General features: G+C 73.0%; 8 protein-coding genes. 7 read left to right on the plus strand and 1 reads right to left on the minus strand.

Annotated features, from left to right (window positions below; all coding sequences use genetic code 11):
• Positions 1 to 142 precede the first annotated feature (142 nt).
• From ACIBTX_RS25235 to ACIBTX_RS25250, 4 genes are read left to right on the plus strand one after another with little or no spacing between them, the layout of a single operon-like run.
• Positions 143 to 2,635, plus strand: coding sequence for an amino acid adenylation domain-containing protein (locus tag ACIBTX_RS25235; RefSeq protein WP_396833083.1), 2,493 nt, complete (start codon positions 143 to 145; stop codon positions 2,633 to 2,635).
• Positions 2,632 to 5,919: an amino acid adenylation domain-containing protein gene (locus tag ACIBTX_RS25240; protein WP_396833084.1), complete on the plus strand. Its 3,288-nt coding sequence runs from the start codon at positions 2,632 to 2,634 to the stop codon at positions 5,917 to 5,919. Before ACIBTX_RS25235 ends, ACIBTX_RS25240 begins: the two co-directional genes overlap by 4 nt.
• Positions 5,916 to 9,005: a type I polyketide synthase gene (locus ACIBTX_RS25245; RefSeq protein ID WP_357169232.1), complete on the plus strand. Its 3,090-nt coding sequence runs from the start codon at positions 5,916 to 5,918 to the stop codon at positions 9,003 to 9,005. Before ACIBTX_RS25240 ends, ACIBTX_RS25245 begins: the two co-directional genes overlap by 4 nt.
• Positions 8,998 to 9,189, plus strand: a complete 192-nt coding sequence (locus tag ACIBTX_RS25250; protein WP_355048249.1) for an MbtH family protein — start codon at positions 8,998 to 9,000, stop codon at positions 9,187 to 9,189. The genes ACIBTX_RS25245 and ACIBTX_RS25250 overlap by 8 nt, the downstream gene beginning before the upstream one ends.
• A 339-nt stretch (positions 9,190 to 9,528) precedes the next feature.
• On the opposite strand, the gene ACIBTX_RS25255 is transcribed toward ACIBTX_RS25250, so the two are convergent.
• Positions 9,529 to 10,290 carry a hypothetical protein gene (locus ACIBTX_RS25255; RefSeq protein ID WP_396833085.1) on the minus strand — a complete coding sequence of 254 codons (762 nt, stop codon included), beginning with the start codon at positions 10,288 to 10,290 and terminating at the stop codon, positions 9,529 to 9,531.
• A 400-nt stretch (positions 10,291 to 10,690) separates the two neighbouring features.
• Here ACIBTX_RS25255 and ACIBTX_RS25260 point away from each other — a divergent pair, with 400 nt between their 5' ends.
• The 3 genes from ACIBTX_RS25260 to ACIBTX_RS25270 all read left to right on the plus strand — a co-directional run bounded on the left by ACIBTX_RS25260 (position 10,691) and on the right by ACIBTX_RS25270 (position 13,027).
• The gene (locus ACIBTX_RS25260; RefSeq protein WP_357169235.1) at positions 10,691 to 11,170 is read left to right on the plus strand and encodes a hypothetical protein; all 480 of its coding nucleotides are present in this window, start codon (positions 10,691 to 10,693) and stop codon (positions 11,168 to 11,170) included.
• A 78-nt stretch (positions 11,171 to 11,248) separates the two neighbouring features.
• A complete protein-coding gene (locus ACIBTX_RS25265; protein WP_357125616.1) occupies positions 11,249 to 12,475 on the plus strand; it encodes an MFS transporter in 1,227 nt (408 codons plus the stop codon).
• Between the two features lie 81 nt (positions 12,476 to 12,556).
• A complete protein-coding gene (locus ACIBTX_RS25270) occupies positions 12,557 to 13,027 on the plus strand; it encodes a hypothetical protein (RefSeq protein WP_357125619.1) in 471 nt (156 codons plus the stop codon).
• Positions 13,028 to 13,034: the final 7 nt, after the last annotated feature.

Consider the following 13,034-nt stretch of genomic DNA (forward strand, 5'->3'; position numbering starts at 1 on the left):
ATGCGCTATCGGCATAAAGCCGCGCTCAGGTTTCCCTCAGGTCGCCGCAACGGCACCCGAACTGTCCGTACAAGCAACTGGCACGGGCGCGGGCCAGACTCTCGGTCATTGCGTGTCACCCGCCGATCGGAGCTGAGATCCGATGACCGAACAGACAATTCTTCCTGTCCTTTCCGCCTTCTGGGAGCGGCAGCTCGCCGCCCTCCCGGACCCGCCGGACCTGCCCTTCCCGCCGACGGCAGACCCGCCCGGCGACGCCCGAGTTGACCTGGGCGAGGAGGTCGAGCCGCAGGTCAGCGTGTTGGCCGGCCTGTTCGCGCTGCTGCACCGCTGGGTCGGTGGTCGGGATCTGCTCGCCGCGACGCCGGCCGCCCCGACCGACGGTGGACGCTGGCTGCCGGTCCGGGTTCGGCTGCCCGAGGATCCCACCTGGACCGAGCTGCGGGACCTGGTCCGAACGGCGCTACGTGAAGCCCGGGCGCATGACAGGGAATTGCCCGAAACTCCTCTCGGCTATCGGCCGGTGGTATCGATTGGCTCCGATCAACCGCCGCCCGGTAATCGTGGTGTGTTGCGGCTGCTGATCGACGACGCCGACGAACGGCCGACGGCCACGGTGGCCGGACACCCGCACGTCGCGTCGATCGCGGCGGCCCTTGCCGTCCTGCTCGACCGGGCGCGGGAACGCCCCGGGGCGCGGCTGTCCGACCTACCGCTGCTCGACCCGGCGACCGAACGGCGGGTGGTGCGTGACTGGAACGCCACCGACACCGCCTATCCGCGCGAGTCGTCGGTGCCCGCGCTGTTCGCCGAGTGGGCCCGGCGAACCCCGGACGCGCCCGCGCTGCGCGACGACAACCAGAGGCTCGACTACCGCGAGGTGGACCGGCGCGCCAACCACCTGGCCGGGCGTCTGCTCCGGCGCGGCATCGGCGCCGAGACGATCGTCGGGATCTGCCTCGCCGACACCACGACCTGGGTGGTCGCCGCCCTGGCGACGCTCAAGGTGGGCGCCGCGTACCTGCCGCTGGACCCGGGTTACCCGCCGGAGCGGCTGGCGCTGATGTGCCAGGACGCCGCGCCGGGCGTCATCCTGCACGCCGCCGCGCTGGCCGACCGGCTTCCCGACGACGGCACGCCCCGGATCGCTGTGGACCGCCTGCCGACCGACGACGGCCCGGCCCAGCCCCCGGCGGTGACGGTTCACCCCGACCAACTCGCGTACGTCATGTACACGTCGGGATCCACCGGCCGCCCCAAGGGCACCGGCGTCAGCCACCGCAACATCGTCCGGCTGGTCCGCGACACCACCTTCATCGACGTGCGCCCCGACGACGTGATGGGGCAGGCCGCCACGATGTCGTTCGACGCGGCCACGCTGGAGGTCTGGGGCGCGCTGCTCAACGGCGCCTGCCTCGCGGACCTGGACATCAACGACGTGATCGTGCCGGACCGGCTCCGCGCCCGGCTGCGCGACACCGGCGTGACGATGATGTTCCTGGCCACCTCCGTGGCCCGGCAGGTGGCGACCGAGGCGCCGGACGCCCTGGCCGCGCTGCGCTACCTGACCTTCGGTGGCGAACAGGCCGACCGGACCGCCGTGGAGCGGCTGCGGGCGGCGTGCCCGGACACGACGCTCGTCAACGGGTACGGCCCGACCGAGGCGACCACCTACAGCACCACGTACGACTGCGCCCGGCTCACCGCCGCGGACCCGGTCGTGCCGATCGGCGGTCCGATCGCCAACACCCGGGTGTACGTGCTGGACCGTCTCCTGCGACCGGTACCGCCCGGCGTGCTGGGCGAGCTGTGCATCGGCGGCGACGGGGTGGCCCGAGGCTACCTCGGCCGCCCCGACGCGACGGCCGAGACGTTCGTGCCCGACCCGTTCGGCCCCCGCGCCGGTGGCCGGCTCTACCGCACCGGGGACGTGGTCCGGCAGCGCCCGGACGGGTTGATCGAGTTCGTCGGCCGGTCCGACCACCAGGTGAAGATTCGTGGGTACCGGGTCGAGCCGGGGGAGGTGACCGAGGCGCTGCGCCGCGGCGGGCTGGTTCGCGACGCGATCGTGCGCGCCGATCGCGACGCCGCCGGTGACGCCCGGCTGGTCGCGTACGTCGTGCCCGACGAGGAAGTGGGCGTCGAGGCGATCCGGGAACGGGCCCGCGAGCAACTGCCCGACCACCTGGTGCCGGCCGTGTTCGTGGTGCTGCCCCGGCTGCCGCTCAACCGCAACGGCAAGGTGGACGTCGCGGCGCTGCCCGCCCCCGACGCCACCCCGGCAGCCGACGACGACGCTCCCCGTACGCCCACCGAGCGGGCGGTGACCGAGATCTGGCAGGAGGTCCTCGGCGTGCCGGTGCGCCGCCGCGCCGACGACTTCTTCGACCTGGGTGGACGGTCCCTCAAGGCGACCCGGGTCCGCTCCCGGCTCGCCGCCGCGATCGGCGCGGAGGTGCCGTTGCGGCTGATCTTCGACCACCCGACGGTTGCCGCGCTGGCCGCCGCGTTGGACGAGATCGGTGGCACGCCCGCCGAGTCCGCCGATCCGGTCGCGCCGGTCGTGCTGGACGGGCCGCCCCCCGCCGATCTCGCGGGCCTGCTCGACCAGCTCGAACAGGACGCCGCCCGATGATCGGCGCGCTCACCCCCGCCCAGTTGCGCCAGCGCGTGGAGGCCCTGCCACCCGAGCGGCGGCGGACGTTCCTCGCGGCGATCCGCGCGGACGGCGACCGGTACGGCATCCACCCGCTCACCGCCGCCCAGGAGTGGATGCTCCTGCTGGCCCAGCTCCGACCGGACAGCCCCGCCTACCACGTGCCGTACCGGGTGGACCTGCGCGGTGACCTGGACGTGGCCGCGTTACGCGGCGCGCTCGACGAGATCGTGGCGCGGCACGAGGCGCTGCGCACGGTCTTCGTGCCGCTGGACGGCCAGTCGTACCAGCTGGTCCTGCCGGCGACCGGTCTGCCGCTCACGGTGGTGGACGTCGCGCCGGAGCGGATCGACGGGTACGCCGCCGCCGAGGCGGTACGCCCGTTCGACCTGTCCCGGGGGCCACTGGTGCGCGCCACCCTGTGCCGCACCGGCCCGGATGACTTCTCGCTGCTGCTCAGCCTGCACCACGTGGTCTGCGACGGCTGGAGCATGGGTCTGCTCTTCGAGGAGTTGTCGGCGGCGTACGCGGCCCTGCGGGAGGGCCGTGCCGTGGCGTTGCCGACGGTCCCCCGGGACGTGCCGGCGGCGCTGGCCCAGGACCGGCTGCTCGGCCCGACCGAGCTGGCCCGGCGGCTCGACTGGTGGCGTGACGCGCTGGCCGGCGCGCCGCCCGGCCTCGACCTGCCCACCGACCGGCCCCGTCCGGTGGAGCTGGAGGACGCCGGCCACGAGATCGAATTCTCCTGGCCTCCCGCGTTGGCCGACCGGGTGGCCGAGGCGCAACGACGCACCGGCGCGACCCCGTACATGATCTTCGCGGCGGCCTGGGCGGCGTTGCTGCACCGGCGCAGCCAGCAGTCGGACCTGCTCATCGCCACGCCGGTGGCCAACCGTCAGACGATCGACAGCGAGACCGCCGTCGGTTTCTTCGTCAACACGCTGGTGCTGCGCAGTCGGGTCGACGGTGGACTGACGTTCGCCGCGCTGCTGGACCGGCTCCGCGACTCGGCGCTGACCGCGCTGACCGATCCGGTGCCCTTCGACGCCCTGGTGCAGGAGCTGCGCCCGGTCCGCGATCCCGGCCGTCATCCCCTCGCTCAGGTCATGTTCGCCGTCGAGGACGGCTGGGAACAGCGGCTGACGTTGCCCGGGGTGACCGTGCTGACCAGCGGCGAGACGCACACCGGTACGTCCATGTTCGACCTGACGTTGACCGTCGTCGCACACGAGGGGCGAATCGACGGGCGGATCGAGTACCGGATGAGACTCTTCGACGAGTCCACCGCCCGCGCGCTCGCCGACCAGCTCGACACCCTGCTCATGGCCGCGCTCGCCGCCCCGGACACCCCGGTCGACCGGCTGCCGCTGCTCGACCCGGCCGCCGGTCGGGACCTGGTCGACCGCTGGGCCGCCGCCGCGCCCGCGTCACCCGAGCAGCCGAGCCTGGGCGAACTGGTCGCCCGCCAGGCGAGGACCAACCCGGACGCGGTGGCGGTGGCGTACCGCGATCAGGCTGTCACCTACCGGGACCTGGACGCCCGGGCCGACCGCCTGGCCCGGACCTTCGCCGCCCGGGGTGTGCGGGACGAGACGACCGTCGGCGTCTGCCTGCCCGCCGGCCCCGACTGGGTGGTCACCTTCTTGGCCGTACTCCGATCGGGTGGGATGTACCTGCCCCTGGACCCGCAGCTACCGGCGGCCCGGCTGGCGCACCTGCTCGCCGACTCGGCCGCCGCGCTGGTGGTCACCACCGCCGACGCGCAGTTGGCGCTGCCGACCACCGACGTGCCGCTGCTGCGCCTCGACGAGCAACCGCCGGCCGTCGACGCCACGCTCCCGGCGCCCGTCCACCCCGACGCCGCCGCCTACCTGATCTACACGTCCGGCTCGACCGGGCTGCCGAAGGGCGTCATCGGCACCCACCGGGGGCTGGCCAACCTCGCCGAGGCGCAGGCCCGGCTGGTCGGCGTCCAGGCCGGCGACCGGGTCCTGCAGTTCCACTCGATCGGGTTCGACGTCGCGCTGTCCGACGTGGTCACCACGCTCACCGTCGGCGCGACCCTGCGCCTGCTCGGCCCGGACGAGCGCACACCCGGCCCCGACCTGGCCGCCGCGCTCGTCCGGCACCGCGTCACGGTCGCCGACCTGCCGCCGGTGGTCCTCGACGCGTTGGACCCCACCGCCCTGCCCGACCTGCGGGTACTCACCGTGGGTGGGGAACCCTGCGCGCCGGACGTCGCCGCCGCCTGGTCGCGCGGCCGGCTCTTGATCAACGGGTACGGCCCCACCGAGGCCACCGTCACCGCCACGGCCGCCCACTGCGCGCCCACCGACAGCGAGCTGCCGATCGGTCGCCCGCTGACCGGGGTACGCGCCTACGTCCTCGACACCGAGCTGCGGCCGGTACCGCCCGGGGTGCCCGGCGAGCTGCATCTCGGCGGCCTCGGCGTGGCCCGCGGCTACCACGGCGACGCCGCGCTCACGGCCGGACGCTTCCTGCCCGACCCGTACGCGCCGACGCCGGGGGCGCGCATGTACGCCACCGGTGACCTGGTCCGCTGGCGTGCCGACGGACAACTCGTCTTCCTCGGCCGGGCGGACAACCAAGTCAAGATCAACGGTTTCCGGATCGAGCTGGGTGAGGTGGAAGCCCACCTGCGGCAGCACCCGGGCGTACGCCGCGCCGCCGCCGTGGTGCGGACCGACTCGCCCGGTGGCCGACGACTCGTCGGCTACCTCGTGGGCGACGGGTTGGCGGTGGACGAGCTACGCCAGAGCCTGCTCCGGCGGCTGCCCCGCTACCTCGTGCCGAGCGCGTTCGTGGTGGTGCCCGACCTGCCGTTCACGTCCAGCGGCAAACTCGACGCGTCGCGTCTGCCGGCCCCCGCCGTGGCCCGCGCCGATCTCGGCGCCAGGTACGTGGCGCCCGACGGGGCCGTCGAACGGACCATCGCCGACACCTGGCGACAGGTGCTCGGGCTGGACGACGTCGGTGCGGACGACAACTTCTTCGACCTCGGGGGCACGTCCCTGCTGCTTGCACGGGTGCAGACCCGACTCGCCGACCGGCTGGGCCGACCGGTTCCGGCGGTGGAGCTGTTCCGCTACCCGACCGTCGCGCAGCTGGCCCGCTTCCTCGACGGCGGGTCCGCGCCCACGGCGACGCCGACCGGCGGCCGCCGACGAGACGAACGCAAGCAGGCGCTGGCCGACCGGGCCCGCCGGGCCCGCCCGGTGCCGGCGGGGGAGGGACGAGCGTGAGCGAGCAGGAGACCGGACTGGAGATCGCCATCGTCGGGATGGCCGGCCGCTTTCCGGGCGCGGCCGACGTCGACGAACTGTGGCGTCGGGTCCTCGCCGGACAGGAGACCATCACCCGGTTCACGGACGCGGAGTTGGCCGCCAACGGGCTGAGCGAACAGGAGCGGCGGCACCCCGACCACGTGCCGGCGCACGGCGCGCTGCCGGACGTCGACCGCTTCGACGCCGGCTTCTTCGGCTACTCGCCCCGCGACGCACGGCTGCTCGACCCGCAACAGCGGCTCTTCCTCCAAACGGCCTGGACCGCCCTGGAACGCGCCGGTCACCTCGCCGGTGACCCCGACCGGCTGGTCGGCGTGTACGCCGCCGCGGCGGCCAGCGGCTACCTCCTGCACCACCTGTTCCGCAATCCACGGCTCGACTCGGTCTCCGAGTACGAGCTGATGCTCGCCAACGACAAGGACTCGCTGCCCACCCGGGTGGCGTACCACCTGGACCTGCGGGGACCCGCCGTGGCCGTGCAGACGGCCTGCTCGTCGTCGCTCGTCGCCGTACACCTCGCCGCGCAGGCGCTGCTCGCCCGCGAATGCGACGTCGCGCTCGCCGGCGCGGCGCACATCCTGCTGCCCACCGGCACCGGCTACCGCCACGAGGTCGGCGGCATCATGTCCCGCGACGGGCACTGCCGGCCCTTCGACGTACGCGCCACCGGAACGGTGGGAGGCGACGGCGCCGCCGTGGTCGTCCTGCGCCGGCTGGCGGACGCCCGCGACGACGGCGACACGGTGTACGCCGTCATCCGGGGCTCCGCCATCAACAACGACGGCCGGGTGAAGGTCGGGTTCACCGCGCCCGGGGTGGACGGTCAGGTGGCCGCGATCCGGGCCGCCCAGGAGGTGGCCGAGGTCGACCCCGCCACCATCGGCTACGTCGAGGCGCACGGCACCGGCACCGAGCTGGGCGACCAGATCGAGCTACGCGCCCTGACCGAGGCGTTCCAGCACGCGGTCGGGGGTCGGGGCGCTGAGGGTCGGGGCGCTGGCGGGGGTCGGTGTGCGCTCGGCTCGGTCAAGTCGATCGTCGGTCACCTCGACGTCGCCGCCGGCGTCACCGGGCTGATCAAGGCCGCGTTGGCGCTGCACCACCGGGTGGTACCACCCAGCCCGTACTGCACCGAGCCGCACCCCGAGCTGGCCGGCGGCCCGTTCCGGGTGCCCACCGCGCCGCAGCCCTGGCCCGACCTGGGCGGACCGCCCCGCGCGGCGGTCAGCTCCTTCGGCATCGGGGGCACCAACGCCCACGTCGTGCTCCAGGCCGCCGAACCGGCGCGGCAACTCCCCGACGACGAGCGGTCCGCGCACGTGCTGGTGCTCTCCGCCCGGGACGCCGACGGGCTCGCTGAGGCCCGTAGCCAGCTCGCCACCCACCTGGAGGGGAACCCGGACGTGCCGCTGGCCGACGCCGCGTACACCCTGGCCCACACGCGACGGGCGTTCGGTCACCGCCTGGTCGCCGTCGCCCCGGACGCCCGCACCGCCGCCGCCCGGCTCGCCGACCGCGGCTCGTCGCTGGTCCGCACCGGCGTCGCCACCGGTACGCCGGCCGGTGTGGCGCTGCTCTTCCCCGGCCAGGGCGCGCAGTACGCGGGGATGGGCCGCACCCTGTACCGCGCCGAGCCGGTCTACCGGGCGGCCTTCGACCGCTGCGCCGAACTGCTGCGCCCGCACCTCGACGTGGACCTGCGCACGCTGCTCTGCCCACCCGGCGAACCGGTCCCGCCCGTACCGGAGCTGGATGAGACCCGACTCACCCAGCCGGCCCTGTTCGCCGTCGAGTACGCCCTCGCCGAGCTGCTGCGGCACCGTGGCGTACGTCCGGTCGCGATGGCGGGACACAGCCTCGGCGAGTACGTGGCCGCCTGCCTGGCCGGCGTTTTCACGCTGCCCGACGCGCTCGCCACCGTCGCCGTACGCGGTCGGCTCATGCAGGCGCAGAGCCCCGGCTCGATGCTGTCGGTGGCGCTCGGCGTCGACGAGGTGACGGCGCTGCTGCCCGACGGCGTGGAGGTGGCCGCCGCCAACGCGCCGCGCCTCGTCACCGTCTCCGGCGCGACGGCCGCCGTCGCCGCGTTCGCCGCCGACCTGCGGGGGCGCGGAGTGGCCTGCCGCGAGGTGCGTACCTCGCACGCGTTCCACTCGGCCATGATGGAGCCCGCCCTGGCCGGCTTCGCCGCGCACCTGCGCGAGGTTCCGCTCAGCCCGCCCGCCGTGCCGATCGTGTCGAACGTGACCGGACGCTGGCTCACCGACGACGAGGCCACCGACCCCGCCTACTGGGTGCGGCAGCTCCGCCGCCCGGTCAACTTCGCCGCCACCGCCGAACTGCTGCTGGGCGAGCGGTACGCGCTGCTGGAGGCCGGACCGGGCCGCACCCTGGCCACCCTCGTCCGTCAGCACGGGGCGGCCCGCGGTACGACGGTGCTGACCAGCCTGCCCGCCGACCGCACCCCGGCCGGGGAGGACGAGACGGTCGCGCTGGCCGTCGGTCGGCTCTGGCTCGCCGGGGCGCCCGTCGACTGGCCCACCGGACGACGGCGGGTGCCCCTGCCCACGTACCCGTTCGCCCGCGAGCGGCACTGGGTCGACGCGTACCGGCCCGGTCCGGTCACTCTCGGCGAGAGCGCGCCGGTCACCGCCGCCCCACCACCGACCACCCCGGACACTGCCGTCGCGCCAACCGACGATCCGTACGAGGTGGTGCGGCGGATCTGGGTGGACCTGCTCGGGGTGGACGAGGTCGGTCCCGACGACGACTTCTTCGAGCTGGGCGGCCACTCGCTGCTCGGCACCCGGGTGGTGGCGCGGCTGCGCGACGCGTTCGGCGTCGACCTGCCGCCCGCCGCGATCTTCGAGTCACCCACCCCCGCCGCGCTGGCGCGTACCGTCGCCGACCTGGCCCGGCCGGCTCCCGCCGTACCGGACGGGGACCTCACCGACCTGCTCGCGGAGATCCGGGCGCTCTCGCCCGAGAGTCTCGCCCGTGAGCTGCACCTGGCCCGACACGAGGAAGGCAACCCTGATGGCTGACGAACACCGCGTGGTGGTCAACGACGAGGAGCAGTACGCCCTGTGGCCCCGGCACCGGGAGGCGCCGGACGGATGGCGGGACGCGGGCTGCGCCGGCAGCCGCCAGGAGTGCCTGGACTTCGTCACGCGCACCTGGACCGACATGCGCCCCCGCAGCGTCCGCGAACACCTCGCCGCGAGCTGACGGCCGGTCACCGCCTCGCCGCGCGAAGCCGTCCGCCAGCCCGACGCTGGCCCGGCCTCAGCGCTGGCTCAGTCTCGGCGTTGGTCTGGGCCCGGCCTGGGCGGTGAGCCCGGTCGACGGAGGTAAGTGTCCGTGCTGCCTGTCGAGCTGCCCCAGAAGTGGGGCAGCCCCACAGCCCCATGTGGTACCAGAAGTAGGGCAGCCGGCCAGCGTTCGGTCGTCCTGTGGGTGGGGCAGCTCGCCAGCGTTGGGTCGTCCTGAGACAGAGCCGCTTACTTGACAGACCCCGACCTCGGTGGAGCGTTTCGAGCCGCCGTCCGAATCGTTGCCCACTGCCACCTAGCGGCGTCGGAGTCTGGGGGTGCCCTGGTCAGGAGCCGGTGCCCTCCTTGCGGTGACGTTGTCCTGGTCCTGGTAGTGGTGTGTTGGGGCTCCTGATGAGGGAATGCCTGCCACTTCGGCTCGCGACGAGGGGTCGCCGATGCTCATGGACTCGAAGCGTGAAGTCATGTCGCTGATGGAGGGGGAGGAGGCGGGGCCCGCGCTGTTGGCGTACTGGCCGTGGGAGGCCCACTGAGCCGCGACCGAATAGGGATTGGGATCCTGATACATCGTGCTCGATCCGGTGATGGCTAGACCAGCGGTGTTGCCGTCTCGGGTCACGGTGTATGGATTTTGTCTGGATTCGCTGGCAGTAATAAAATCATTCAGCATCCTCGGCAGGTCTGCTGAGCGGCTGCTTTCGGCGAGTTGGCCGGAGGGTCGAGCCCAGTCCGTGAAGTCCTGATAGGTCGCCCGAGCCGATGTCTGCGATGACCAGCCAGCGGGCGGGGCAATCCGCACATTTGCCGCACGATTCCGATTGGCGCCGTGGGGGGCAAGATCGGTATTCTTCCTGAGGACAAAATTCCTGCCCTCCCGCTCAAGCGTGTAGTAGCGGCGGCGGATTCCGTGCGCGTCAGCAAGGTCATCCAAGACTTCCTCGCTCAACGCGCTGAATCTTCTGACGCTAGGTGGAAGTCGGCCTGTGGCATGTCCCCAGGCGAGTGCGATCTGGGGATCGGCGAGGCTCGGGTCTGCGATGATTTCCTCGTAGGCCATTGGCGTATAACCGCGGTCGCGTCGTTCGCGGGGGGCATGCTTGTGGTCCTCCCGTGTGGGTGATTGCTGTCTGGCTCTCAACGGCGTGTCCATGACAACGGTTCAACACGACGGGTGAATTTTCCTCAGGGCAGCTCGCCAGCGTTGGGTCGTCCCGGAAGCGGTGCGGCTCGACGGCGGCTGGTCGTCCCGCAAGAGGGGTCAGCTCGCCAGCGTTCGGCCGTCCCAGAGATGGGGCAGCTCGACAGCGTCGTCGGATAGTGGGGGCCACCCCGCCCGTCGGGAAACCGTGGCAACAGGCAGCTGTCCGGCCGGGACCGCAGATCGCAGACCGCGACTCGCCTGAGCCCTGCACTGCCGCACCCTCGCGACGTCGAGCTGTCAATGTAATGTTGACACGGTGACGACGCCGCTGGCCGGTCTGGCTGAGGTCCGTGCCGCTCGTACCCGTCTGGATGAGCGCGAGGCCGAGCTGATCGACCGGGCCCGCCACGATGGCGTCACCTGGGCGCAGATCGCGACGGCCCTGGGCCTCGGCAGCCGGCAGGCGGCCGAGCAGCGCCGGCAGCGCCTGGCCGTGGCACGGCGTGCGCGGCGGCAGGACCTGGACCGGGGCTACTCGCCGCGGATTGTGGCGTTGCGGGCCGCGGTGGCCGAGTTGGGGCGGTGGATCGCGACGGACCGGCGGTGGGACTCCCGCTTCCGTCGGGCGACACTGGTGCGGAGCACGGTCGACGCGGCTCTGGACGCCGACCCGGGGTCGCTCTACGCGCTGGCCCTGCATCTGCGCGCCGACCTCGACCAGGCGGGCGACCGACTGCCGCAGCCGGTGCACACGGTGGCGGACGCCCTCGACACCGCCTTGTCAATGTTGCATTGACACCGCACTGCCAGCATTGCCTGATCGAGGCTCAACCCAACAGGATGTGAGTGAACTCGGCTCAACCTGGAGGGTTGAATGCGGCGCAACGCCTACCTGTTCGTGGCGATCTCCATGCTGTCCGGCTTCGGCAGCAGCGCCATGTCGCTGGTGGCCGGCCTCTGGGTCCTCGACCTCACCGGCTCGACCGCCGTCGCCGCGCTCACCGGGCTCTGCGTGTACGCCCCGGTCCTCGCCGGCCCGTGGCTCGGCGGCCTACTCGACCGGGCGTCCCGGCGACCACTGGTGATCGCCGTCAACCTCGCGCTGGCCGCCGCCCTGTTCTCGCTCCTCGCCGTCCGTGGGCCGGGGCAGACCTGGCTCGTCTTCGCCGTCTCGTGCGCCTACGGTGTCAGCTACGTACTCATCGACGCGGGCGAGACGGCGCTGCTGCCGTCCGCGCTGTCGGCAGCGGAACTCGGCGACGTCAACGGGTGGCGCTCCAGCGCCCAGGAGGGCATGAAGCTCGTCGCGCCGCTGGTCGGCGCGGGCCTCTACGCCTGGCAGGGCGGGCACGCGGTGGCCGCGCTGAGCGCGGTGATGCCGATTCTGGTCGCCCTCCTCTACCTGGTGGTCCGCCTGAACCGGCCGCCATCCGGGCGACCGACGAGGCGGGCTCACAGCCTCCGTACCGGACTGGCAGTCCTGGCCGGACAGCGGACCATCCGCGTTCCGGTCCTGCTCGCCGGAGTGTCGATCGCCATGTCCGGCTTCGTGACCGCCGCTCTCTACGCGATCGTCGTCACGGAACTGCGCCTGCCAACGAGCTTTCTGGGGGTGCTTGCCAGCGCCCAGGGCGCCGGCTCCATCCTGGGCGGACTCGTCGTCGGTCGGCTCCTCACCCGACGGGGTCCCGTGGCCGTCGGGGTCGCTGGAACGGTGCTGTTCGCGACGGGTTGTCTGGCCCGGTGTCTGCCCTGGTGGCCGGTCACGGTGGCGGGCGCGGTGACCGTCGGCGTCGGACTGCCGTGGACCGTGGTCGCGGCGGTGACCGCCGTGCAGACGCACACCCCTGCGGCACTGCTCGGCCGGGTCGCCGCGACGGCCAACACCGCGATGTTCGGGCCGCTCGTTTTGACGATCCCGCTCGGCTCGGCGGCCGTCCACCTGGGCGGACGTCCACCCCTGCTCGGCGCCGCCGCGCTGTGCGTGCTTGCCACCACCGCCGCCGCTCGTAATCGTTGGCGGCTCAGCATCACGACACGCCGTCCACGCCGCTGCTCGGCGGCCAACGATCACGACCGGCAGACCTGCGTGACCGGCTGACCGGCGGGCTCCACGGACAGCGAGATCGATTCGTGGCCGTACCGTCGTCGGTCAGGTACCCGCCGGAATTAGCCTTTCGCCATGCGCCCAGCCCTGTCACCGCACCCCCCGTCGGTTGACCCACCGCCCAGGGCCTCGCGTACGGGATGGATCGTCGCGGGCGCCATCATCTTCGGGTGCCTGGCGGCGCTCGCCGTGCCGGTCGGCGGCTTTCTCCTGTGGATGTACGCCGGACCGGACGTGGACGAGCCGCGCGCGGCGGCCGACCAGTTCGTCCATCGGCTGGAGCGCAACGACGACGCCGCCGCCCACGAATCCCTGTGCCAGGAGATCAGGGAGCGGACCGACCTGGCGGCGTTCACCTCGGCGGTGCAGCGCCTCGGCCGGCCCGTGTCGCACACCATGGGCCGGGCCGCCTTCACCAACGAGGCCGGCAACAGCGCCTCGGTGACCGTCGAACTGACCGGCCGGAACGGTCAGACCTTGCGGCTCGACCTGCGGCTGGAGTCGGAGGTCGGCTGGCAGGTGTGCGACGAGAAGCTCTTCGGCTGACCGGCGC

This window comes from Micromonospora sp. NPDC049359 (genome assembly GCF_044466585.1).
Lineage (GTDB): Bacteria > Actinomycetota > Actinomycetes > Mycobacteriales > Micromonosporaceae > Micromonospora.

Bases quoted from the DNA above. Each gene is read 5' to 3' on its own strand.
- ACIBTX_RS25235 (WP_396833083.1), top strand. From the start codon at position 143: ATGACCGAACAGACAATTCTTCCTGTCCTTTCCGCCTTCTGGGAGCGG.
- ACIBTX_RS25250 (WP_355048249.1), top strand. From the start codon at position 8,998: ATGGCTGACGAACACCGCGTGGTGGTCAACGACGAGGAGCAGTACGCC.
- ACIBTX_RS25265 (WP_357125616.1), top strand. From the start codon at position 11,249: ATGCGGCGCAACGCCTACCTGTTCGTGGCGATCTCCATGCTGTCCGGC.
- ACIBTX_RS25270 (WP_357125619.1), top strand. From the start codon at position 12,557: ATGCGCCCAGCCCTGTCACCGCACCCCCCGTCGGTTGACCCACCGCCC.
- ACIBTX_RS25255 (WP_396833085.1), bottom strand. From the start codon at position 10,290: ATGGCCTACGAGGAAATCATCGCAGACCCGAGCCTCGCCGATCCCCAG.
- ACIBTX_RS25240 (WP_396833084.1), top strand. From the start codon at position 2,632: ATGATCGGCGCGCTCACCCCCGCCCAGTTGCGCCAGCGCGTGGAGGCC.